Origin of the sequence: Agrobacterium sp. Ap1, assembly GCF_017313375.1 — a bacterium.
GTDB lineage: Bacteria > Pseudomonadota > Alphaproteobacteria > Rhizobiales > Rhizobiaceae > Neorhizobium > Neorhizobium cellulosilyticum.
This window is the reverse complement of the sequence record NZ_JAFLMY010000032.1, coordinates 1-24,503: the sequence shown is the minus strand read 5'-3', so window position 1 is coordinate 24,503 and position 24,503 is coordinate 1. Positions and strand designations below refer to the sequence as shown.

Genomic DNA, 24,503 nt, shown 5'->3' with positions numbered 1-24,503 from the left:
AGGTCAGCCATTCGCAAAAGTATAAAAAGATGGGCTGAAGGGAGCTTTCAAGCCCGGAATCGGTCGAAAGCAGTAAGGCGTTTGGTTGGTGGATCGGCGTCTGGATAGCAGTAGATTTCGGCCCTGAGATAGCGGAGTTCATCATCGAACGCTTCTTCGCCAACCTCGATCCACCAGGATTTGGGACGACCGTCGCTTCCGTCGGACCAGCGATAGCCTCGCGCCTTAAGGTGATCCTTCATTTCGAAGGGACTGTTCTCGGCAAAGATCCGGACAAGCGACCGCTGGCTAGCCTCATGGAGTTCAGCAAAAGCGGAGAACGCAGATCCATCGTCCTGCCGGGCGAGAACCTCCAAAAGCGCAAAACAATCATCGACGGCCCGATGACCATCGTGGAAGTAGCCCGCCTGCCCGATCAGATATCCGAGCTTGGTGCCTTCATATCCCCGCGACGACCAGTCGATCTCAGAGTTGGAGCAAGCCCAGGCCTTGCCGGAGAACAAATCAGAAAACGCCTCGCAGAATGGCCGGTCGAAACCGGCATTGTGGGCGATAAGAATATCAGCAGGTTCAATCAGCGCCTCTAGCGCCGCCATGTCGATCGTTTGCCCGGCGACCATGTCGTCCGTTATCCCGGTGAGCTTGGTGATTTCGGGAGGAATGGAAACGCTTGGCTGCTTAAGTCCACCATAGACCCCGGTGACGTCACCGATGTTTCCTTTGGCATCGAAGGTGAAAGCGATCACGCCAATCTCGATGATCTCATCCTTGCGAGCATTGAGGCCCGTGGTCTCAGTGTCGAGAATGATGCCCCTGAGGGGGTACCCTGGCCGGACGAATGGTGCGATTGCGCGCGGCACAAGTTTCTGAAGGATACGATATCGACCAGTCTCCGACAGATGCCGGACCATGTCCTCTTCACTCATGGGGATGGCATGCTTGTCCGGTTCAGCGGATTTTGGGGGCCCACGCACGACCATATGGTCGCGCGGAACCTGCTCCGAAAACATGTCAAACTGTTCTGCCATTCCTGTTGTCAAACCCCCGCCGCCCATCTTCCATCTTCAAAACACGGCACGATCGGCAGATCAACCTTGTTGGTCGGAGTGCGATGTCAGCTAACCTGGCCAGCAAGGTTTGCAATTACTAAGTTTCACGGGATGACAACTCTTGAGCTTTCGGGCAGAAGCATCCAAAATAGGAAGGGCATAGCAGCTGTAGCAGAAACTGCGAAAGCCGTTCGCCTCCCGCAAGACCGGTCAAAAGGGTTGCCGCAGGAGGTTTAGCAGAGCGACGGCAATGCCGGAAACCGGGACCGACAGCACCCGGCGCGGGGGGCCGCTTGAAATGGATGCGCCACTTGTGTTTCCCAACATTTAGTTCGCTTTCACATCTCATCCGAACGCAGCCCTTGATTGCTGCCCCTCTTCGGGTTTGCTACCTTTTCTGGATCCGCTGGCTGGATTGCTGACGGAAGCATTTGCAGGTGTGGGGAAGCAACCAAAAAATATGGCAGAGAGCCTTTACAGTCTGCTGTTTAACAAGCTGCATGGCATGACGCATGAGCAGCTTTCCAATGGTCTTCCAAGGGAGACCACCTTTACCATTCCAATGGGCGAGGGATGGTCGAAGCGGGATCGCATCAATGCTGCCCTTGGCAATTTATCTAAAAAGGCGATGGCCGAATTCGCAGTTGTCTGGGCCTCGGAACTGGACGACATTCCCCTGCAGGAGGCGGCACAGGCAATGCTCGAACAGGGCGCGCCTTCCATCACCGAAATCACACGTCGCGATATAGCCAAGGCTTTCGGCTACGATATCGCCGGCGATCGACCCCTGATCGACATGATCGAGCGTCACTTCGTCATCAGCTCGCCCCTCGATGACTTCATCGACCGGTCCGCCGCCAGCCTGCGCGGCCAGATCATACGTCATATGGTCCATCACGATACCGACTGGACCGTCGAGTTCCTGTTCGAGCAAATCGGCGCGCTTCAGTGCTCCAGCGCACGTTTCTCGGCACTGATAGAAGAGGCAGTTCATCCCCTCGCACGGCGGGGCGACGACCAGACCGCAATGGTCGAGCGGCTCAACAGTATCCTCGCTCGCGACCATTACCATCTTGTCGCCAGCGGCGAAGAATCGGGCTATCCAATCTACAAACTTCAACCGATACGGCGCGGGGTCGAGGGACAGGCGAAGAATCTAATCTTTGCCTCATGCGGCCCAAAGCCGGAGCTCGGCTTTGCTGACGCAATCAACAATAACATTGTGATCCTGAAGGGAAAGGAGAGCTGCCTAATCTACGATCGGCCGCTGGGCGCCGGGGGAGTGCTCTGGTCCGAGCTTGTGGATTGGTGGCGCAGCCATCCCGAATGCAAGAGCGAGGAGCCGGCCAAGAGCCTGGGCGCCCGCCTCCAACAATCATTGGCCTCGGAGGGGGAACGCAATCTCTTTTCGGCCTATTTCAAGGGTTTCCGAGATCGGATGGGATCGGCATTACCAGCGCTCATCCCACAGGTTTATCTTCACTACGATCCGGCGACGATGAAGCAGTTGCGGGACAGGTTGCCATCGAACAGATTGGTACTGCCACGTCAGCGCATGGATTTCCTGCTACTCCTTCCACAACGGCAACGGATAGTCATTGAAGTCGACGGCAGCCAGCATTTCAGCAAGAACGGGGAGCCTTCGCTAGCCATCTATGCGGATATGGTCGCCGCCGATAGAGATCTCAGGCTGACCGGATACGAAGTCTTCCGGTTCGGCTCCAACGAGCTGGTGGGCAGCAATTACACGGAGCGCCTGATAGTGTTTTTCGAACGCCTCTTCAGGTTCCATGGCATCAATCCGGGGTAGCCCGGCTCGGCGCGGCCGGAAGGAGGAAGCGGCGAGACAGCGAAATGGGCCATCAGATCGCCGGCAGCCGCGCGTTGATCAGAACATCCGTCAGGTCGCGGACACAACGTTCGCGAAGCTCCTCCAGATCCTGGAGTTGCCGCAAGGTCGTGAAATCGAGATAATTGTTCGTTCGCCGGATCGTACCGTCCTTCAATCCGTGTTCGAGGCGCGTCCTTAGAGTCCGCAGGTTCCTGTCGATTTTTCCTAGCGCGGATCGCCATTCAGGGTCATGGATCTGCCGCCATCCGCCGATCGCCTTACGGATGACGTGCCCGCTCTTTCGGTCGAGAAGCGCGCCGGTTCGCAGGGCTCGCTGGGTGTCCTGAAGAGCCTGTAGGAATTCGTTCGGTGTCTCGATATGCAATGGCAGTTCAAAGGCTGTCCTGTTGAACGCCATCGAGATCGTTTCCAAGACCATCTGGTCGAGATCGCCAACGCTGTTCACCTGGATGACGTCGCGATAGTAGCGTTTTCGCAATTCCGGATAGGAATTTAGGTGGCTGACGCAATCGTCCCATGACCATACCGTCGCCGTCCGGTCGATCCCCTTCTTGCCCCATCGCTCGTTCACCTCTTCGGCATAGCCCTGGACGCGCGTGTCTCGTCTGACCGTCGTGACGAGGATCCAGATGGATATCGCATGCGGAAAAGCCTCGATGGCCTTGGCTTCATCGAAGAAGAATTTCCGCGATATCGGGCCACCGGGAAGGGGCTGATTGCTCGCATCCAGACCCGACAGTCTCTTGCATTGCATGGCAATCAGCCCGTGCTTCCTGGAGCGGCCGTAGACATCGACGCCATGCTGTGCCTGGCCAGGGCGACCATATGGCTGCGCCGTCGGCACGTCATAGACCTCGGCAAGAAGCTGTACGGCAAACTCCTCGAATTGCTGCCAGTGGAGCGGCGGCTGGTAGAACTGGTGGATCGTCAATGCGATTGTTCCTCCGCGTCCGTGCACGGCCCGGGTGGTTTGGATTTGAAGCCGGCATTCACTTCGTTGATGGCGCCGAGGACCTGGATGACGAATGGCTCGCGCTGTCTGTGATTGACAACGTCGATGGCAGCCCAGATCAGGCCGAGCGTCAGGAAGGCGTGATCCTGAAGCTGGAGCACAAGAATATCTTCGGACATTGCGGGCGCTCCGCCCCTAGACGCATAGAGCGCCTTGTCGCGAAACGTCGATCGGGTGGCGATATGGCGCCGCATGTCTTCCGGCGAGCCGAAGAGCGCCGAAAAGCCCTCGAACGCATCAATATGGGTTTCGCTTTGACGGTCTTCGTTGAAGGTAAAGAGATGTAGGCCGAAGGGATAATATTGGACCGCGTCGCCGTTGCGGACCCGGGCGACGAGAACGTCCTCTTCAGGCTCATGCTCAACGCTAAGCCCGGCATCATGCAAGTGGCCCGAAATAAATTGCGCGAAGGCGGAGACCGTCGCTTTTTCCTTGTGATCGCGCAGATTTATCGCTTTCGCCTCAGGATATCCGGCCGATTTGCAGGCCGAGACGAAGGCGGCAACAGCCTCTTCGGTCGCATGCGTAGCGCAAAAATAAGAGACTATCGTCGAATCCTTTGCGATCATCTCAGCGCGGGCCAGAAAATTTCTCGCGTTAACGGCACACGCAAGCGCCCGACCTTTCAGGTCGGCGGCAGCGCGCCGCTGTAGCCAGTGCGCTATCTTGTGCTCGAGTATGGGTCGGATCGAAGGCGTGATGCTCATTTTGTGCGACATGGTTGAAAATCCGACTATCATCTTAACCGGGCAAGATCGGCCGCAAGCAATAGATACAGTTTTGAAGCCGACTGTTCATCTCTTTCGGAACTTTAGTACGGTTCGATAGACATCGCCTTTGGGAGGTTTAACGGATTGTAGCCCACGCTTCCGTCGCGTCGATCGACAACACTTTGATGGATCGTCGAACCTTCTGCGATGAACCGGCTCTCACCGCGAGGCAAATACGCCCGCGTTTGCGTTTTTCCTAACGGACCGCGCTTCGCGATTTTTGGCACCCATTCCGCAATTCTCCACCACCCCCCAAGTGACTGGTGGATTTTCATAAGCGGCTGATCAATGAGACCCATGCGATCTCTTCCAGAAATCGCCTGCAGCAGGTGCTGGCTTGAATTTATCTGCAGGCCAGCCATGGAAGCTTCTTTCAACATCCACTCGAGCGCGAACAGAGATAAACCTGCCTCCGATATTGGGTAGCCGCCACCAATATCGCTGTGAACCCCGGCGAACCAAACCTGCTTGACGTCAGTGCGTTGACAGTCGTTCTCGTCTGTCTTCCACATATTGGTTCTGAAGAAGCGCCGCTTTTCATCAATCGCCAAGGCGTGGCGCAGCGTACGAACCGCAGGATTGCTGAAAGTTCGAGGCAGCACGACAGAGGTGAATTGCGGCACTGTTGGCTCGAAACGGAAGACCGACTTGACGGTATCGAAAAGGCCGAGGAATTCTATCTCGGCTTCCCGTTTGCAAAACGAGCCGCTGAACCGTCTGGCGAGTTCCAGGTTGAGTGGATCGGCGTAGAGTTTGACGGCATAGGGGACCAGGTTGTCCCGGCCCTTCTCCATAATACCAAGCTTGCCCACCATACCGGCAAGCGCCCGAGCGATGTAAGCACCCCGGCTAAAACCGAAGAGAAAAAGTTTGTCGCCTGGCTCAAACGTCTCCATCAGAAATTTATAGGCAGAACCAATTTTGTCATAGACGCCAAGCCCGATGCCCAGACCCAGCAACTTGATCAGCTCCTGACGACTCATCAAATCGACAGATGGTGCCCCTTGTGTTCCAACGCCTGGATCGTAAAAAAAGATCTGCTTCTCGCTGTCGTTTAAGATGGCACGAGCTAGACGAAGAATATTCGTTTCATCAGTTGCGATTTCATTGCCTGTGCCGTCGAATAGCACGACTATGTTCTTTCCCATGCTCAGCCCCTAGCTTTACCAACAGGCTAGCCGAGAGCAGCAAAACTGGGTAGTATCAGTCTTCAATTTATCGGTGCGTTTGCACTTTTCGAGCTGCACCATATGAGGGTGAAGAGTTGTACGCAAAGTCCCTTCATATTTACGACTTCAAATGCTTCAGAAAAGCAGAGCTGCGCCTGCAGTATCCCGGCCGGTCGGGTGAAGGGGTATCTGAGCTCGGAAACGTCAATCTCATTCTTGGTGACAATGGCGGTGGCAAGTCCTCGGTGCTTCGTGCCCTCGCCATCGCGGTTCTCGCGCCAGCGCTTCTTGACTCTGGATTTGTGCCCTATCGTCTTGTGCGCCGTGTAAAGCCAGGCGACACTCAGGTCGAAACGGCATTCCTCAAGGTGGAAGGAATGCCGGAGAAAAATGAAATCCTCCCCAATGTCTCTCGAAGGAAGAAGCTCGAGCTCATCGCGCGAATCCAGACGAGGGGTCGCGGCAATCTCGACCGGCTGCATCTGGAAAGCACACCCGACTCTCCAATCTCCGAGATCTTGTTTGACGATTATTCACCGGCTTATTTTGTCGTCGGCTATGGTGCGACGCGCCGGGTGGAAAACGGTGAATTTTCACCAAGCAGTGCGCAACGATCCCGTGCGCTTAGATATCAGCGGATCGCGGGTTTGTTTGAAGATCATGTAGCGCTGCGCCCAATGCAGGCGTGGCTGCCTCGTTTACTATCGAAGGATCCTAAACAATACGAACTCGTTTTATCTCATATCAATAAAGTTCTGCCCTCCAACATAAGGTTTTCTGGAGCGCGGGACGATGAAGAAGAGCAATATTTGTTTGAGTTTGAGGGCGTTCCAACGCCCTTCTCTGCACTATCGGACGGATACAAAGCATTCGTGGGGTGGGTGTGTGACCTCATCGGTCACATGGCCGATGTTGCGACAGACGGGCGTAGTATTGCCGAGTTGCCCGGTATTGTGCTTGTTGATGAAATCGATCTTCATCTTCATCCGGAATGGCAACGCAGCGTTGTGCCGGCACTTGCGGGTGCTTTTCCAAAGATCCAGTTTGTATTCACATCACACAGCCCGCTCGTAGCCAGTACGGTTCGCCGCGAAAACGTATTTGTCACCGACGTCGCAGAGGACGGCACGGCCACCATCAAGCAGCTCTTAGAGCGGGTGTATGGGCTTGGCGCTGAACAGCTTCTGCTCTCCTCGTATTTCGGTCTTCAGTCGACACGACCAGAGTCTTTCAATCGCCAGGCGGAGACCTTGTTCGAGAAAGCAGCGAAGGGTGACGCATCAGCGGCGCTTACATATCTGGACCAACTGACGGTGCCCTCAGATTCGGCACCAGCGACACCGACTAAACGGAATGGCGCCAAATGATCAGGTACGACTTCGATAGAACTGTTGTCGAAGCCGACATTCGCGCCGTGGATCCGAGATGGTTCAACAAGGCCGAAAAACGCACGAAAATTATCGTTAAGCTCGGTTCTTTCGCCGAGAAGACATCCGTTTGGAGCAAGATAAAGCCCACTTTTATGAGGCTGCAAAAGAATAAATGTGTTTTCTGCGAGCGGCAATTCGAGAACCCAGACTACGGTACGATCGAGTTCGACGTTGAGCATTTTCGCCCGAAGTCATCGGTGGTGACTTGGCCAGATCCAGTGCGTCATTCAAAGCTGAAATACGACTTTGGAACCGGCGCCCCATATGCGACTGGGTACTATTGGCTTGCCTATGAATTGGAAAACTATGCGGCGTCGTGCAAGGTTTGCAATACGTCGCTCAAACTCAATTATTTCCCCATAGCAGGCGACCGGGGGAGCGTTTTAGCGACTGTCGATGATCTTTCAAATGAGCAACCTTATCTCTGCTACCCATTTGGCGACCTTGACGATGATCCTGAGACGTTGATGACGTTTGTTGCCACAACGGCGGTTCCAACTGCATCAGATGACTTTAAGAAGCGACGTGGGCAGACGATTATCGACTTTTTCGATTTGAATGGGCGCGAGCAATTACATCGGGAAAGGGCCCGGATGATCGCAATGTGCGGTAGCGCCCTCATGGCAGATGCTGAAGGAGAAGCGACGGATCAAGATCAACTGGTAATAGCGCGCATGGATTCGCCTGTCTTACCGCATTCCAATTGCTTGCGGGCATTCAAGCGGTCATGGGCTACGGACAAAGAGCTTGCCCGGCAGATTTACGAAAAATGCAGGGCATACGCTCTGGGTGGTGATAGCTCCGGGCCTCCCGATCTTTAAAAGGCAATTGAAATGCTAAGCGGTCTTCAGGAGCAGATCACCTAACTACCATCGAAACCTCGCTCCTTCATCACGGTTTTCAAGCCGCGAGAAAAACTTGAAACTTATCGTTTAATCCTTGTTTTGGCGCGCAATTATCCTACGTTTTGACTCTGACTTTGCTTCAGAAATACTCTTCCGAATATCGCTGATATTGTGCAGGGAAAGTTGAGCGCGTGCAGGAGGGAGGTCCTCCAGGTCTAGGTTCATCCGCATGATAAAATAGTATGCCATCGACAATCGCACGTCGATTTTTCGCATGCCGTCGCTCATGGAATAGTCTCGCTGAATAGCGAGAGCCTGCTCCTCAGTAAGACCAGGATGTGGCCGAAGATCAAGGGTTACGACAGTCGTCCACTCCACATCGTCTTCCGGATCATAGTTTGCCAAAGAGCCGGGTTTGATGTCATCGATACGCGTTAAAACAAAATCGCGAAAATCATCACGATCACACGCCCACGCTCGAACGTGCCACCGATAGCCATCGAACGCCAGAGCGTGGGGGGCAATTTCACGAACACGCGAGTTTGTCAGGGATTGGTAGCGCACCTCGACCGAACGCTTTAGCCGGATCGCCTCAAGAACCAGTCGAAGGCATTCTGGATCCACATTCCTCACAATATCGGGCGCCATATCCATCGGCGGCATCTCACGAAACCATATCTCTTTCCGGGGAAGCGCACCCGTCAGCAAAGCACGCAATTGGAGCAACAGCCGATCAGCTGAGACCTTTAGGAATGACGGTTTCATCCCTTTCGTGGGTTTGAAGGTTTTATCAGTTGCATCGTATTCGATGTTGTCACCGGCGAGTTCTCTGTAGCGCCTAAGGTCGATAGATGTTTGTGGGGTGGAAATTTCAAACGTCTCTTCAAGGTCACTTCTGTTGAGTGCACCTTCCCAAAAAAGCTTCCATTCGATGAACTCGAAACGGCGATTTTGCATCCACGGACGTTTTTCATCAGTCATGCATATAATTCCTTGACGGGTATCATTTTTATACCCATATAGTTTTTAGCGGGTTTCCTAGGAGTCTCGCATCTTGGCTGCGAAGTCAACAAACACGTGGTTGTTGGAGAGAATTCATGAGCCGTGAGCATGTGGGGCATCGGGAGATCTTGAGTTTTGCGGAGGATCGTGTGAACCTTCCTCAGGACAAAGCGCATGAGTATCGAGCACAAGCGCGACGGCTGCGCGAAAAGCTCGAATCCTATCTCGACGAACATCCCGATTTTACTCTTCGCAAGATGATGCTCTCAGGAAGCTTGGCAAAGGGTACTGCCCTGCGATCGCTGAATGACATTGACGTGGCTTGCTACATCAGCGGCGCTGATGCGCCGCAGTCAGTCAGCACCTTGCTCACATATCTTGCGGAGCGATTGCGCAAGGCATTCCCGAACTTCACGGCCGACCAGGTGACCCCCCAGACCTACTCCGTAACCGTCTCCTTTCGAGGGTCCGGGTTAGACGTCGATGTTGTGCCTATTCTTTATGATGGGGATGCACAGTGGTTCGGAAACCTTGTGAGCCAAGATGACGGATCATTCCTGAAGACCAGTATTCCCCTTCACCTCGAATTCGCAGGTAAACGCAAGAAAGCTCAGGAGAAGCATTTCGCCCAGGTCGTCAGACTTGTCAAATTCTGGGCTCGCCGCCAAAAACAGGAGCGCGATGGTTTCCGTTTCAAGTCGTTCATGATCGAGCTGATCCTGGCCAAGCTTTGCGATGACGGTCTTGATTTGTCCGACTATCCCGAAGCGCTGCAGCACTTCTTCACCTACATTGCGACGAGCGGCCTTAAAGATCGGATCGCATTTTCTGACTACTATCCGCTCTCCACTATCGGTTCATTTCCCGAACCTATGCGGATTATCGATCCCGTGAACGCACTAAATAACGTTTCGCGACTCTATACCAGCGGCAACATGGAAGACATCGTGGATGCCGCACTGGACGCAGGCGATGCAATCGACGCCGCGTTAGCGGCTCCTAACAAGCAACTGACCGTCGGCTACTGGCAGAAGGTCTTTGGTTCCACGTTTCAGTTTTGAGGGCGGTGATGTCCAGCTATAGTTACACAGAAAGTGCTACATTCACCGTTACTCATGCGCGTCATATGGCGGCTAAGATCGCGACGGACCTAAAACGCATTCAACGCCTCTACGGTAAGCCAACTGACCAGACCATTGCCGACTATGAGGCTGAAGCCGTCGCTATGATGAAGGCTGGCTATCTGTCGTCTGTCACCTATGGTTTCAAGCGCGACGGTTCATGGATTGAACCGACGCTTAAGTACACGGCGCGCGATCTCGCTAACGGAATGGCGAATGATGATGATCCCGGCAAAATTCGCCCCGGGAAAGATGTATCAAACGCCTCATTCACCAGCTTCATGAATTACACCGACGCGTTTTTTGCTCTGCCTCAAGGGGATCGCGATGCCTTTAAAAGCTCGCTTCCCTTTCAGCGCTCCACCGGAACTGAGCCGCCGGTAAATGGATATCTCGCCTCCGATCACACCTATTCTGCTGGCGGTCGGGCACTCGATCGCTCATGCGTAAGGAGCTACTGATGCAAAACATGCCCGGACTGGACGAGCTTTTTGAGCGACGTCAAACTTACCCTGACTTCGAGCCTCAGGAGCGGCTCGCGCGACTAGTCGGTCTCGATGACCAAAAATCTCGCCTGGCCAAAATCCTTGGCCTCATGGTCAATCCGCAGGGGCTCGAAAAGTGGGCTGCCCGTTTTCATGCAGCTGAAGCGCGTGCCTTGCTTGATGTCATCTTACGTCGCCCGCCACTTGTTGTCCTCGCAGGGGACGTGGGCTCGGGCAAGACCGAGCTCGCCGAGACTATCGGAGACGCGGTAGCGCGCCAGGAAGACATTGAGATCACCTTGTTTCCACTCAGTCTGGCCACACGCGGCCAGGGCCGTGTCGGTGAAATGACACAGCTGCTTTCCGCGGCATTCGAGCACACGGTTCAGGCGGCAAGCAAGCTCAGGGGAGATCGAAAAGCCAAAGGCGGCATCATCCTTCTAGTCGATGAAGCCGACGCCCTTGCACAGTCACGTGAATCCTCGCAGATGCACCATGAGGATCGCGCTGGCGTCAACGCATTCATCCGGGGTATCGACCGCCTTGCGAATCTTCGGCTTCCTGCAGCGGTGATCATGTGTACGAATCGCCTCAATGCCCTCGATCCCGCGGTACGTCGCCGAGCTGCGGACATATTAGCTTTTGCTCGTCCCAGCAACGAGCAGCGACAGCACATCCTTTCGCTTCGTCTCGGCCCGCTTGGAATCACCGCAAGCCAGTTGCAGATGCTGGTGTTGGCGACTGGGGCAACGGGAGATGCTCCCGGTTTTACGTTTTCAGACCTAACCCAACGCCTCCTGCCGGCAATCGCGCTTGATGCTTACCCGCACAAGCCGGTTGAGGGAGGACGCGCACTGCAGATCGCAAAGGCGATGCATCCGACGCCAGCTTTTCGCGATGAGGTCGCAGCAACAGAGGTTACCCGATGAGCACTTGGTCTATCCAAACGCTCCTTTCAGAGCTGCATGACGACATTCAGGAGCGACTAGGGCGTGCCCGAAAGGCTTTCGGCCATCCAGGAACGAAGGGCGACGCCAGTGAAGCTGTCTGGCTTGAGATGATGCAAACTTATCTGCCTATGCGTTATCAGGCAGCATCTGCCCATGTCGTCGACAGCACCGGAGCATTCAGCGACCAAATCGACGTGGTCGTCTTCGATCGCCAATATTCGCCCTTTATCTTCTCTTTTCAGGGGCAAACCGTCATTCCCGCGGAGAGCGTGTATGCGGTCTTTGAGGCCAAGCAATCTATCAATGCAGAACAAGTCGCATATGCCCGCAAGAAAGTTGCGAGTGTCCGATCTCTGCATCGCACGAGCCTTCCTATTCCTCATGCGGGTGGCACATACCCAGCCAAGCCGCTGCAGAATATTATCGGAGGTTTGTTGACGCTGGAGAGCGACTGGTCACCCGGACTCGGCGTAGCGCTCTCCAGTGCGCTGACTGACGGCAGCGAAGCTGACCGGCTCGATCTAGGCTGCGTGGCAGCGCACGGCATCTTTGCTCGCGATCTGGAAGGGGCCGACATGCTCACCCCTATGCGAAAGCCCGCAACTGCATTCCTCTTTGAGCTGATTGCTCGACTGCAGGAAAAAGCCACAGTTCCTATGATTGACATCCGGGCATATGCGCGTTGGCTTGATGTTGATTTACCTACCTAAGGCCGTTGCCAATAGACATCATCGGGCACTTCGGTCACCCTTTTTTACTTGGAGAGGAAAGACTTCAACGATTAGACCTAAGGGCGATAAATTTGCAGAATATGCGCTGATTTTTCACGGCTCCGGCATTGCGGCTAGAAGGGAGCGTGCTCTCATTGCTGGGTGGCGTAAGTCTGGTGTCCGATGTTTTGGGGATAAGCTGCCACGCTCGTTCTAGGGATAATCTAAACTTCAGACCTGGACGGATCCAGATTGGCTAAAAAGCGACGACCTTTGATTGCATTCTATTGAAACACCATCGCTTAATATGACATGTTGCCTCTGGGGGAACGAATTTCATGGACATCGTATTTGGACTTTGGGCTGACGCTGGCTCCGTCCCGGATCATGGTGGTGATGGCGGCGGCTCTATGGGACAACCTGTGCTTGGACCGGCCGGTCTGGTCGATACGCTGGAGACGATACTGGGCATCGGGGGTCCGCGTAAGCCGCAGGTCGTCAGAATCGCATCGTTCCAAGCGACCTTAGAGAGCCTCGATGGAGACTACTTCTGGACCTCGTCCCTTCAAATGGATCCGTGGTCTACCGCGCAAACACTACTTGGATGGCGCGACGAACTGATCGGGTTTGGATGGCAGCATGACCAGACCTGGCGAGAGCCACGGCTAAGCAACCTCGCTGCCGCGTCTCGGGCAGCCATCGAGCTGCCGTCCGGTCTGTCCGATCGGATCGCCGCCATCATCAACGAACTGGCGGCATCCAGCATGCGTCCGCTTACCCGAATAAGACTAATCGATCCAATCGATTTATGTCCGTCGCCACTTCGCCGTCTCCTTGAACGGCTTAGCAATCTCGGTTGTGTGATGGAGGCGATCAAGTCGACCGCCGCGGCCCCGGTAGAGACGTCGCTCGGAAAGCTACAGCGATGGATGCTCAACTCAAGCGGAACGTTGGAAGGGGCAGACGGTAGCGTGACGGTGGCATCGTCGGCCAGCAAGCCGCTCGCCGCCGAAATTGTCGGGCAATGGTTTGCCAACCAGACGGGGAACACCACGATTGCGCTCGTCTCACAGGACGGCGACACGGATCTTCTCGACCATGGACTGGCCGGCGCCGGTGCGCCGCGCGCAGGCCGCAGCCGGTCCTCGATCCATCGGGGATCGCTGCAACTTCTGCTACTTGCTTTCAAGATCGTCTGGGCACCATTCGACCCGCGCGCGCTGATGGAGCTCCTGGTTTTCCCCAATTCGCCCGTCTCTCCGCGCGCGGCTTGGCATTTGGCCGCAGCGCTTGAACAGGCTCCAGGCCGAGGAGGGATCGAATGGGAAGAAGCCTGGACCAAGATTGACCAGAACGAACGTCTCAGGGCACAGGGCGAGACCGGCGAGCTTGAGGCTGCCAATCGGCGGCTTTCACGCTGGCGGGAATGGGCCGAACCTCAGACCGCCGACCCAATTCTTGGCATCCCTCTCCAACAGGCATTGGCGATCTGTGACCGGGTTGCGGTCTGGGCTTCACGCAGATACGCCATGACCAATGATTTTCTGTACTCCGCCACCTCCATCCTTGCAGGTGAGGTCCGGGCAGCGCTAGCGGCGCTGGGTCGAGACCGGTTGCCCCGGCTTCTTGTCGAACGCATCATTGACCAGGCCCTCGATCTCGGCGAAGCCAATCCGAACGCGCGGGCAGAAGCCGCTAGCTGGCGGAGCGTACCGCATCCAGGCTCCATCTGGGCACCTGTTTCCACGGTGGTCTGGTGGAATTTTGGCGCTACGCGGGAAGGGTCCTTACGTTCACCGTGGAGCGAGCGCGAAAAACAGGAACTTGCGTCCGCGGACTGTCCCGCCGACGATATGGCGATGGGGGCACGCGCAGCGAGCGCCGCTTGGGAGCGCGCTATCTTGAACGCGCGCCGCTCCGTTCTCCTGATCGCTGCCGGGCTCGACAGCGATGCCGAGGACAGTTTACATCCGCTGGCACACCGCCTGAAGCCGGCGCTCGATAAGGTCGGCACGGTTCTCCAGCTTGAAACAGCGCTGCGCGCTTCCGAGATCAGTATCGGCGATACGGTGATTGGAAGGCATGCGATTGCCCCGGCGCTTCTCCCGCAAGCAAAATTTTCCTGGCCAACCCCGGCAAACTTCAACACGCGCCTAGCGGAAGCTACTCAATCGGCAACCTCGCTGGAAAGCCTGTTATCCTGCCAGCTTATGTGGGCCCTCCGACACGTCGCAAGGCTTAGGGCAGGTCGAGTTCGCTCAATCCCCGACGCAAATCAGCTTCTTGGTAATCTCGCGCATGCTATCGCCCGCGATATCTTCGTGCCTGGTGTCCCGCCCGATCCCACTTCCGCCGCGCAACAAACAACCTCGTTCCTTGAAAGTAAGATTGATCAGCTCGCGGCCCCGCTACGGCATCCAGAATTTGCCGAGGAGCTCAATTTCGCGCGCAGGCGGCTGCCAGCTGCGATGGCTAGCCTGGCACGATGCCTGGTTGACAATCATCTAACCGTCGAGGCAACGGAACAACAGGTCAGCGGGACATTTGAAGCCGTGCTTTCCATGCGAGGTGCAGTTGATCTCATTACCCGTGACCAAATGGGACAAGCCGTGATCGTCGATCTCAAATGGACCCGCAGCGATCGGACACGCGTCGATGAACTCGCCAATGGCGGCGCCGTCCAGTTGGCCAGTTATGGAGCACTCGTTGCCGGAGATCAGCCCTATCGTGCAGGCTACTTCCTTCTGAACCAGCGCCAGTTTGCGACACTGGAGGGGAGCGGTCTTAGTGGCCGCCTTGTTCAGGGCAACAGGTCGTTGCCGGATACCTGGACGGCGATCATCGCCGCCTGGAGGAGCTGGCGATCTGTGACCGAAGGCGGGCAGATTCTCGCAACGGGTGTGGAAGGGGTGGCGAACTTGCTCCCAAGCGATCTTACCATAGCGCGTGAGGTGCACTGCGAGCGTTGCGACTATTCAACGCTCTGTCGGGTTAGGGCTATCGCATGACAGAAGACACGACGTCACAAAACCGAGTTGACACAACGATTGCCAGTGCTGGCACCGGCAAAACGTACCGGCTCGTGCAGGACATTGTCACGGAGGTTTGTGCTGGCACAGCTCCGCACAGGATTCTCGCGACCACTTTTACCAAGAAAGCAGCTGCCGAACTTGCAGGTCGCATTCGAGCCACATTGATCGACAGGGGTCGGCCAGAGCTTGCCTCCGCGATGCTGTCTGCCCGGATAGGCACGGTGAACTCAGTTTGCGGCGCGTTGATCTCGGAATTCGCTTTCGAGCTCGGACGATCGCCAATCTCGGAGGTCATAGCTGAGGACCGACAGTCTTCGATTTTCGGAAGGGCATCCGGGTTGGTGATGGAGGAATGTGGCCCTGCGATCTCAGAGATTGCGGAACGTTTTGGTATTCAAGCACGAAGCTATTCGGCACATGGCCGAACAATCCGTGGCTGGCAGGACGACGTTCGGCGTGCAGTTGATCTGGCGCGTTCAAACGGTATTCCGAAAGAACGCCTCACCCATTGTGCAGCCCGGTCAAGCGCCAGCCTGATCGCGCTCCTGCCACTCGAGACATCCGGTCAGACAACGGAGGCTACAGACGCTGCGCTCGCATCAGCTATTGAGGCCTGTATGTTCAATATCGAGAAGAACCGGGCCAGCTTGAAAAGCGGGACACTAACAAAGGATGTCCCGACTGTTGAGAAGGCTGTCCGCACCCTGCATGGCGGAGAGCGGATATCTTGGCCTGAATGGGCGAAACTCGCCAAACTCGGAGCGACCAAAACGGATGCATCGCTCTTTGCGGATGTGATCGCGGCTGCATCCGCCCATCCAAAACATCCGGGCCTGAGGGCTGATATCGAGCGTTATATCGCGTTGATCTTCGATTGCGCAGCCAAATGCATCAGCGCGTATGCCAATTATAAACGCGAACGTGGTCTCCTCGACTTCGTCGATCAGGAAATGCTTACGCTGGACATCATCACCAATCCGGCAAACGAGGAGCGCCTTCGCGAACTAATCGGCGCGGTCTTCGTTGACGAGTTTCAGGATTCGAGCCCGATCCAAATCGCAATCTTCACCGCCTTATCGCAAATCGCCAAACGCAATCTGTGGGTCGGCGATCCCAAGCAATCGATCTACGGCTTCCGCGACGCCGACCCCGCGCTAACTATTGCCGCCTCCGCTGCCATCACCCAAGCCACAGGCGGCATCACGGGCTATCTACGTCGCTCCTACCGCACCCGCCCACAGCTTGCCGACTTCGTCAACGCGGCGATCACGCCAAATATGGCGCGGGTCGGCATGAAGGATGAAGAAATCAGGTTCGACGGATGCGAGCGGACCGAGAATACGGACACACCACCTGGCCTGTCATTCTGGCCAATGACGGGCAAGAAAAAGGATGACCGCACCGCAATGCTAGCGGCCCAGATCGCCGGACTACTTGCCAAACCCGCTGAGTGGCCCGTCTCGGGAAAAGGTGGCTGGCCGCGAAAGTCCCGTGGTGGCGACATCGCGGTCCTGTGTCGCGGAAATCAACAGGTCGGCGAGCTCGCTTTGGCTTTATCAGAACATGGCGTCCGGGTCGCGGTGGAGCGATCGGGACTCCTTGCTCAGCCCGAGATCGAACTCGCGCTCGCCGCGTTCCGATGGATCGCCGACGGTAGCGATACACTCGCACTCGCCGAACTTGCCAGGCTTGCGACTGACAACAATGATTGGTTCGCCGCTATTTTTGATAACGACGCAAAAGCCGGGCTGATCGCGCGGGTTCCTTTTGTCGACGCGCTGATCGAGATCCGCGACCGAGCGCTTCAGCTCACGCCAGTGGAGGTTTTTGATGCACTACTCCATGCGCCGACAATCATTGACACGCTCCTCAGTTGGGGTAATGCCGAGCAGCGGCTTCAGAACTTGGAAGCTCTCCGCGGCCTGGTCGAGGCCTATCAAGACGAACAACGTGCTGAGCGACAGGCGTCAACCTTAACTGGCGCCTGCGCGTGGATCATGTCGCGCGACGACGCTCGCCAGCCGCAAAGCCGGCATCCAGATGCCGTGAACATCATGACCTATCATGCGGCCAAAGGTCTTGAATGGCCGATCGTCTTATTGACCGAGCTCGATGCATTGGCCAAGGGTTCTCCGTTCGGCATGGTTGCCGAGAACGAAAGCGCGCCGGACTGGAGTTCCCCTCTTGCAACGCGCGTCTTGCGGTTCTGGCCTTGGCCATACGGGGAGCAACAGAAGGACGTTGGTCTGGACGTGTGGGCGCCAGTGAGCCCTGAAGGTATATCGGCGCTCGCAGAAGAGCGCCGGGAGCGGACACGCCTTCTCTATGTCGGACTCACTCGCGCCCGCGACTATCTGGTTTTGACGAGTACCGGCGGTGCCCAGCCGTGGCTCGATGAACTGCAAAGCGATGAAGGCGTGCCGCTCGTAAGGGATGCCGGAGATACCATCAGCGTGGGGGTAGAAAGGTTTACTAGCCGTCCCTCTCCCGAGGCCCTGCCGACGCCGCAGTCACGCAGCAAGCCGCCGCAGGAATATGTGAGACCGGCTGCAACATCCACAGCTTACCCGCCTCTCAGGATTCGACCCAGCGACGCCGTCCTATCCGGCGCGCAGGTCACGATTGCAGAAACAGAAACCATCGGCGATCGCATTCCCTTGGTGGGACATCCCGATCTTCAGATGCTTGGCGAAGCCGTTCATCGGTTTCTCGCCGCAGACAATCCAGACGCGCAAACGGCAATGCGTACGCAGCGCGCTGCCGCCACTCTTGCCCGCTGGGGCGTTCCACAATTAAGTGCCGCTGACACCGTCGCGATCTCGGATCGATTGCAGTCTTTCATCACGCGCCGGTTCGGAAGCGCCACCCAATTGAAGGAATGGCCTATCCATGCCGTGGACGGCCTCCAAATCGTCGGCGGCCGCCTCGATCTTCTGATCGACATTGGCGACGGATTTGCGATCATCGATCATAAGAGCTTTCCGGGATCGGTAGGGTTGGACGAGTTGCGGCTGCGCGAATTTGCCGGACAGGTGAACCTCTACGCCCGGGCAATCCAACGGATCACTGGCAAAGGCCACTTCGAATACTGGATCCATCAGCCGATTGCAGCAGTTATGACCCGTATCGAGCTAGAGTAAAGGTGACGGGCACGCTACAATTCTTGTGATCACCGCCCATCCCGGTGAAGGGATATCGGCGTGGCGACAATGCGCCGACCTTTGAATCTTGACCTAAAACACTCTCACAATCTCGGTCCCTTTGCCGGTCAGGAGATCGAAATCTTGGCCGTAAATGTCAGGGCCTAGCATGGTCGGGCTGTCTGTCGACACCGCCAACTCGAAGCCGGCCGGATCGATCCAGCGTAGGCCATCGGCAACCCGGATAGGGATGACGGAGTATTTTCCGTTTGCGCCGGTAGTACCGGACAGACCGGCTTGCAGCGATCGGGTTACCACTCGGTCGGTCGGGCTTTTTCGCCTGCTGCGCGACCACTCGAGGAAATTCCGCGGATCGATCAGATCCTCGTCGTCCGCCGCTGGCTCATGGCGATCATCCATCCAGTCCAAGAACTCCTGTCTCAGCGGGATGGCGTCATCGCGGGAGCGAGCGATGCCCTGCGACAAGGCGAACGCCACAAACGGATCGAGTGTCCCCCAGCGCAGCAATTCCTTTGCCCAGAATGCGAACCACGGGAGATCGGCCGTTTCTTTCCACGTGTTGAGGGCAGGGGTCGCGAAAGGATCGGGGTTTTCTTCAGTCCAGCGCTGGGCAACGGCGGCGCCGATGGCAACCGCAAGACGGAATTCTAGATTATCCGCGACGAAGGTCTGCCACGCGCGAAGATCGTCGGTTGGCGGCTGCGGAGCATCGTTAGCAGACATCCACCATGCCAGAACCTCGTGCCATCGGGCGTAAAGCGCGCGACCGATCACCGTGTCGCGCACGGCAAAGCCAAAACCCCGGTCGTCGGCGATGACGTCGCCCATCTGCCGGAACAAGGCCAGGCGATCGTCGTCCTGCATGCCGCCATAGCCATCGGCATAGTGTAATATGTCCAGCAACTTTTCTGCCGCGGGGCGAAAGCGCCGGCCAATGCAAGGTGTATAGCCGAAGCTGTAGAGCACCCTTCGCTCCGACGCGTCGGGATAAACCGTCGCGACTAAACCTCTGCCCCTCTGGATGAAGGCTACTTCCATCCAGTTCTCATAGGCCGAGGCCACCCTGGCGAAGGTGTTCTGCCAAACCTTGGCTAAAGCCGCCTCGATCTGCGCTTGTGTCAACTGGACCGGGTCGATTGCCTGCAGCTCTTCGATCGCGGACAGGATGATGCCATCCAGCTCGTCGATACTATCTGCTAGTCGAGCTGTCGCGGAAGGCGAGGCGGTCCCGGCCTCGCCGGACAGTTCCTGCGGCACAGCACCTTCCAGCCAGGTCAAAAAGTCGGCAGAAGTCACGAGGCCGAGCTGCAACGATCGCTGCCATATCGAACGCATCAGCACCGCGAGCGGACTGTGATGTTCGCCGCCGCCTGCAGCGTCGGCAATCAAACCTCCAAGGAGATTGTCGTATTCCGCCCGACGCGCGCCGATCTGATTACGCTGCATCTGGCGCTGACCTGGAGCCGTGGTTGATTCCGCCACAGGAAGCGCAACTAGTGTCATGCCTTCCATTCCCTTGGCGGCGCCAGGGCGGCCGGCGCGGCCGGCGAGATTGCGAAACTCCGCCGTTGACATCGGATGTTCGGTTCGCGTTCGCGTGGCGACATCGAAGGAGCTTCTCATCACCGACGGCAAGAAGATCAGATCAAAGGGCAGGTTGACGCCTTCGGTTAAAGTGGCCGTTGCCACGGTTATCCGGCAGATCGAACGCTCGATCAGGGCAACCATCATGCGCCTGAGGCGCTGCGGCATCTGACCGTGGTTGGTCGCTATCCCCCTCTCAAGTAATTTCAACTCGTGGGAATCCTGGCCGCAATAGTCGGCGCAGACCATTCTTGCAGACTTAAACAGCTCAACGTCCGAGCCTTCCACCGGCGGCACGAAAGCGGGCGCCGCGTCCCACCCCTTTAATGCAAAAGCGTCTGCATACCATTTGATAGTGTCCTCTGGGCTTTGTGACACAGAGACGAGGATACGCCGGTCACTATCGGTCAGGTGAAGCGCCGTCCACAAGACCGCCAATTGCGTATTGTGGTTGAGGCTACCCCTGACCACCGCCGGTGCCTGTGGCATCGGCGCAATTCGAAGTCGCATATAGACATTCGCATCTCTGCCTCTCACCGCGAGAACGCGGTCATTGAGCATGTCGAAGAGGATTTCCGGGGCAGCGCCCGGGCGAACTTCGAATGTGCCGATCGCCTGCCTCGAGCTGCGGTAATAGGACCCGACTGCCTCAGCGGTCGAATTCCCTTCGATCCATCGAGCGACCGGGCCCGCTGCCCCGCCCGCGACGGCCGTTAGGGCAATCCTGACCACATCTGGCTTGCGGGCCAAAAGCCTGGAAATGAAGGCCTCGAGCCGTGCCGCGCGGCTGGTATGTCCCGCCAGTGCTTCCTGGGCATAAACCGTATTTTCAATGACGACTTGGTGGGCCTCATCCACCAAGAGGAGCTTCAACCGCGCAAGTAGCATGGGTCCAAGGTAGCGCATCAGCGCATCGGCTTTTTCGACGGTGGCAATAAGCACGGTCGGCGTATCGGCTGTGAGCCATGCGTCGGTGATGCCCCAGTCGGCGCCGCCGTAGAGCCCAGTGACGACGAATTCGCGGCCGAGTTCGCCAGTGAGTTTTGACTCGACCTCGCCAGCGAGCGCGCGAGAGGGAACGATATAGAGGGCAAGCGGCGCCAGATGGCCGTCGCCCCGCAAAAGTAGCTCTTTTACGATTGCCAGATTTGCGACGAGCGTTTTTCCCGATCCGGTTGGCGTGCACAGGGCGAAGGAGGAGTTTTGTAGCAGCCGCTCGATGCCCTGATGTTGTGATTGCCAGAGCACCCCGCGTCCTCTGGCATATTGCCGCCTGGCAAAACCGTCCAAATAGTCCAAATGCCCCGGACGCATTGCGGCCAATCGCCGAAGAGGCTGATAGATCGTGGCCTTGGCATAACGCTCGCAGGCGGACCGGATGAAGAAAGCCAGCGTCGCGACATCTTCGGGGGCGAGGCGCACTAGAAAGCGCTCGACCTGGCGAAGATGCGTCATTGCAGCTTCCAGCCTGTCGAACTGGCCCCGGCGCAGGCTGTCAGCCGCGAGGCCGACCGACCTGATCAGCTCGAGCGTCGTCAACCACGCGAGATCGGAGTCTATATCTTCCTTGAAAAACGCGTTGGACGCGTCCGGCACGGTCGCTTGAGGATTGGCGTTCCAGAAGGCGGCAACCCTTTCAAGCACGCGGTCGAAATCGGCACTGAGGAAGTCGGCGAAGAGGAGAATGCCGTCGTCATTCGACTTTACCTGCCGTAAAAGCCCCGCTGCCATCGCAGGCAACCCACCCAGCTGGTAGGATCCCGCCGCAAACAGTGCCAGCGGCACGACTTCAGCTAGGCTATCGTTCGAACGGGCCAGCCATTCGAACAGCTCGCCGGCCCGGCGGAAAGCAAGGCTCGCGTCCATCTGGTTTCCGCCCGCGACCGACTGAAGCACCCCGCCGGCATGGATGAGCCTGTAGGCCTCCGCCAAGGTTTCTGCGGAATCGCTTTGCGACCAATAGATGGTCTCGACATCCCATGTGGTCTGTATCGCCCTGACGAAAGCCCTCGCCTGCCTCGGTGTCAGGAGCTGATCTTGGCCGATGGCGTTCCGAGTCCGTGTTGCGATTGCTATGCGTTCTGGATCGGTGATCGGCATGAATGTCCCTCAGGTCCACAGACTGTCATAAAGCGCGTCAATCAGTGCATCGCCGTCGGACAAGATGACTTCTACGACTTGAAGGTCTCTGTTCTTCTGGTGCTGGACGGGTTTGTTTCCCCGTTCTAGCAGCGGTTGTCCCGCGCTACGCCCGGCGGCGCTGCCCCCAACCAGGAGAATAAGATCGGTACGCTGGGATGGCGCCGGATTTTCCAACTGCTGGATCCTGTCCAGGGAGAGTATAACGTCGGCGTATTCATCGGGCGCCAACTCCTGGAGGATGTCCTGCAGCTGTTTGACGCCAATCGGCACATCGAGGGCGCGGTTGATCTCGAACCAGACACCCTTGCCATCATGGACAAGGTTACCGGACTTTTTCGGCACCTCGACCTTCTTGCCAAGCATGACCTCGTCGAGAACGGACGGGATCCATTGCTTGCGCCATTTGGCTTCGCCGGCAATGAAACGGCTGACCGAGCCGTCGTCGTTGACGACGATGCCGATGAAGTCGTCGCCCTTGCGGCCGAGAATCTCTCTTGTGCGAAGGGTGTCACGCGACAGAACATAGATATACTGCCTTGCGTCTTCCTGGTTGCGGAAGAGAAAGACCGGGACGACCCACTGGTGATGGCCGACGAAGTCCAGCGCCTCGGTCATCAGCCCCGACATCACCTCTCCGAACACGCCTCGCCTTGCCTTCGGGGGAAGGCAGTTTGGATATTTCGCGTTGAATCCCGGAGCACCGGCATCCGGATGGAGGCTCATCCCCGCATAGCCATGAAAGTACTGACGCGCATCCGAATGTGCAGACTCAAAATAGGGACGCAACCCCTCCCGTATCGTTGCGTCGCCCGGAACGATTTGTTCCAGCAGGATGTGACCGTAACCCTTTGTCGACGCGGGATAGCTGGTGAGCCATTTGTTCAATGTCGCGTTTGGCGGTGCTTGTTTATGCATGATATCTCGACAGGAAGTTGCAACTCTGGAGTTACACGAGAACAGCTACAAACTCCACAACTACGCCGGCCTGAAAAAGGCCGGAGCGTTTATCGCATTTGGTCGTTACAACACCCCCCACGCCCGAAACCTCCCCCTCCCCGTCATCTCCCACAGGCCCAGCTCCTCGACGATCCGAAGTGCCGCCCGCGGCGTGACCTCGAGCTCCTTCGCGATCATCCCAGCCGATAACAGCGGCCGCGAGATCACCAACTCGATCAGTTCCGGCAGCTTTGACGATATGCGTTTCCCGACCAGCCGGCGCTCCATCATTTTTCGCGCAAGCAGCAGACGGTCATGTTCCTTCAGTCCGAGCTCTGCGGCGGCGATGATGCCGCCGAGAATGGCCAGCAGCCGGGTTTCGCGGTCGCGATGCCGGCGCCGATCGACCGGAATGGCTTTCAGGCCGAAATTGAAGGCGGCCAGATGGACCGCCGTCGTCAGTCCGGCTTGACGCAGGATCGATGCGGCGAGAAGCCGACCGAGCCATGGTGCATGCTGCAGCACGGATAAATCATTCCAGGCATCGAGGGCGACTACCGCCTGCAGCACTGCGGGTAGGTCTTGCGTCTGCCGCAACACGCCGCGCCATTCTTCCAGCCGCTCGTCCTCGTCCCAGTCGAGATCATAGACGAGCGGGTCCTTTTCCGAGGCTCCGGCGCGGCCGGGCAGTTTTGCCTGCTTGATCGCGGCGTCGGCGCGAGCCAGCACCACATCAATGGCGGCGAATTCGGCGTCGAGCGGGCCTACACCATCTTCGACCTCGTCCCTCTCCCCTCCTCCGGCAACCTCGTCGACAGCCGGCGCGGTTTCACTGCTCGTCGCGGTGCCATCCGACGCCACCGTCGCTGCCAGGCCGCGCAAGCTGCGGAGGCCGTCGGCGGATAAAGCCCAGCCGGGTAGCTGCGCGGCGATGCGCCGGCGGGTTTTCAAAACGTCGCGGGCGATTGTCAGCTCGTGGGTGGGCGTGCGAATATCCTTCGTGGCGTCATGCAGGACGAGGTCTTCGAGATGAACCAGTTCGCCGTCGATCCACAGCGAGGCGCAGGCGTCGGTGAAATGGGTGCGCTCGATCCATCCTTCGCCGACCGGCGAACTGGCAATGCGCTCATCGAGACGGGTCAACATTGAGCCCACGTCCGAAATCGGCCGCAACAGGTAACTGGAGCAAATCCGGTGGCAGGAGGGATTCCCGTTTTCTGCAAATCATGAGATTCTTCTTTCATGACGAAGCG

At 57.2% G+C, this 24,503-nt stretch carries 17 protein-coding genes; 9 read left to right on the top strand and 8 right to left on the bottom strand.

Annotated features, from left to right (window positions below; all coding sequences use genetic code 11):
* Positions 1-47: 47 nt before the first annotated feature.
* Complete coding sequence (locus tag JZX87_RS28540; protein WP_206829202.1) at positions 48-1,028, bottom strand: 3'-5' exonuclease; 981 nt, start codon at positions 1,026-1,028, stop codon at positions 48-50.
* A gap of 436 nt (positions 1,029-1,464) precedes the next feature.
* On the opposite strand from JZX87_RS28540, the gene JZX87_RS28535 reads away from it, so the two are divergent.
* On the top strand, positions 1,465-2,859 hold the full coding sequence (locus JZX87_RS28535; protein ID WP_286195153.1) for an AbiJ-related protein: 1,395 nt from the start codon (positions 1,465-1,467) through the stop codon (positions 2,857-2,859).
* 52 nt (positions 2,860-2,911) lie between these two features.
* Here JZX87_RS28535 and JZX87_RS28530 read toward each other — a convergent pair whose 3' ends face one another.
* The 3 genes from JZX87_RS28530 to JZX87_RS28520 form a co-directional block, all read right to left on the bottom strand.
* Positions 2,912-3,832 carry a hypothetical protein gene (locus JZX87_RS28530; protein WP_206829200.1) on the bottom strand — a complete coding sequence of 307 codons (921 nt, stop codon included), beginning with the start codon at positions 3,830-3,832 and terminating at the stop codon, positions 2,912-2,914.
* A complete protein-coding gene (locus JZX87_RS28525; protein WP_206829198.1) occupies positions 3,829-4,632 on the bottom strand; it encodes a hypothetical protein in 804 nt (267 codons plus the stop codon). The genes JZX87_RS28530 and JZX87_RS28525 overlap by 4 nt, the downstream gene beginning before the upstream one ends.
* A gap of 92 nt (positions 4,633-4,724) precedes the next feature.
* The gene (locus JZX87_RS28520) at positions 4,725-5,831 is read right to left on the bottom strand and encodes a T6SS phospholipase effector Tle1-like catalytic domain-containing protein (RefSeq protein WP_206829196.1); all 1,107 of its coding nucleotides are present in this window, start codon (positions 5,829-5,831) and stop codon (positions 4,725-4,727) included.
* Positions 5,832-5,947: 116 nt separating this feature from the next.
* On the opposite strand from JZX87_RS28520, the gene JZX87_RS28515 reads away from it, so the two are divergent.
* Complete coding sequence (locus JZX87_RS28515) at positions 5,948-7,219, top strand: AAA family ATPase (RefSeq protein ID WP_206829194.1); 1,272 nt, start codon at positions 5,948-5,950, stop codon at positions 7,217-7,219.
* The gene (locus JZX87_RS28510) at positions 7,216-8,103 is read left to right on the top strand and encodes a hypothetical protein (RefSeq protein ID WP_206829192.1); all 888 of its coding nucleotides are present in this window, start codon (positions 7,216-7,218) and stop codon (positions 8,101-8,103) included. The genes JZX87_RS28515 and JZX87_RS28510 overlap by 4 nt, the downstream gene beginning before the upstream one ends.
* A 111-nt stretch (positions 8,104-8,214) precedes the next feature.
* Here the strand turns inward: JZX87_RS28510 and JZX87_RS28505 are convergent, their stop codons facing one another.
* Complete coding sequence (locus JZX87_RS28505; protein ID WP_033184384.1) at positions 8,215-9,108, bottom strand: helix-turn-helix transcriptional regulator; 894 nt, start codon at positions 9,106-9,108, stop codon at positions 8,215-8,217.
* Between the two features lie 116 nt (positions 9,109-9,224).
* Here JZX87_RS28505 and JZX87_RS28500 point away from each other — a divergent pair, with 116 nt between their 5' ends.
* The 6 genes from JZX87_RS28500 (at position 9,225) to JZX87_RS28475 (ending at position 18,567) form a co-directional block, all read left to right on the top strand.
* A complete protein-coding gene (locus tag JZX87_RS28500; protein WP_206829191.1) occupies positions 9,225-10,190 on the top strand; it encodes a CBASS oligonucleotide cyclase in 966 nt (321 codons plus the stop codon).
* 8 nt (positions 10,191-10,198) lie between these two features.
* Positions 10,199-10,711: an HORMA-1 domain-containing protein gene (locus JZX87_RS28495; RefSeq protein WP_210349139.1), complete on the top strand. Its 513-nt coding sequence runs from the start codon at positions 10,199-10,201 to the stop codon at positions 10,709-10,711.
* 8 nt (positions 10,712-10,719) lie between these two features.
* Entirely contained in the window at positions 10,720-11,664 is a 945-nt protein-coding gene (locus tag JZX87_RS28490; RefSeq protein ID WP_286195152.1) for an AAA family ATPase, read from the top strand.
* A complete protein-coding gene (locus tag JZX87_RS28485; protein WP_206829185.1) occupies positions 11,661-12,395 on the top strand; it encodes a DUF6602 domain-containing protein in 735 nt (244 codons plus the stop codon). The genes JZX87_RS28490 and JZX87_RS28485 overlap by 4 nt, the downstream gene beginning before the upstream one ends.
* 338 nt (positions 12,396-12,733) lie before the next feature.
* The gene (locus tag JZX87_RS28480) at positions 12,734-15,403 is read left to right on the top strand and encodes a PD-(D/E)XK nuclease family protein (RefSeq protein ID WP_206829183.1); all 2,670 of its coding nucleotides are present in this window, start codon (positions 12,734-12,736) and stop codon (positions 15,401-15,403) included.
* Positions 15,400-18,567 carry a UvrD-helicase domain-containing protein gene (locus JZX87_RS28475; RefSeq protein WP_206829180.1) on the top strand — a complete coding sequence of 1,056 codons (3,168 nt, stop codon included), beginning with the start codon at positions 15,400-15,402 and terminating at the stop codon, positions 18,565-18,567. Before JZX87_RS28480 ends, JZX87_RS28475 begins: the two co-directional genes overlap by 4 nt.
* Positions 18,568-18,660: 93 nt before the next feature.
* On the opposite strand, the gene JZX87_RS28470 is transcribed toward JZX87_RS28475, so the two are convergent.
* The 3 genes from JZX87_RS28470 to JZX87_RS28460 form a co-directional block, all read right to left on the bottom strand.
* Complete coding sequence (locus JZX87_RS28470) at positions 18,661-22,272, bottom strand: DEAD/DEAH box helicase (RefSeq protein ID WP_286195151.1); 3,612 nt, start codon at positions 22,270-22,272, stop codon at positions 18,661-18,663.
* Between the two features lie 9 nt (positions 22,273-22,281).
* Positions 22,282-23,229, bottom strand: a complete 948-nt coding sequence (locus JZX87_RS28465) for an aminotransferase (protein ID WP_206829178.1) — start codon at positions 23,227-23,229, stop codon at positions 22,282-22,284.
* A 105-nt stretch (positions 23,230-23,334) separates the two neighbouring features.
* The gene (locus JZX87_RS28460) at positions 23,335-24,396 is read right to left on the bottom strand and encodes an RHE_PE00001 family protein (RefSeq protein WP_206829177.1); all 1,062 of its coding nucleotides are present in this window, start codon (positions 24,394-24,396) and stop codon (positions 23,335-23,337) included.
* Positions 24,397-24,503: the final 107 nt, after the last annotated feature.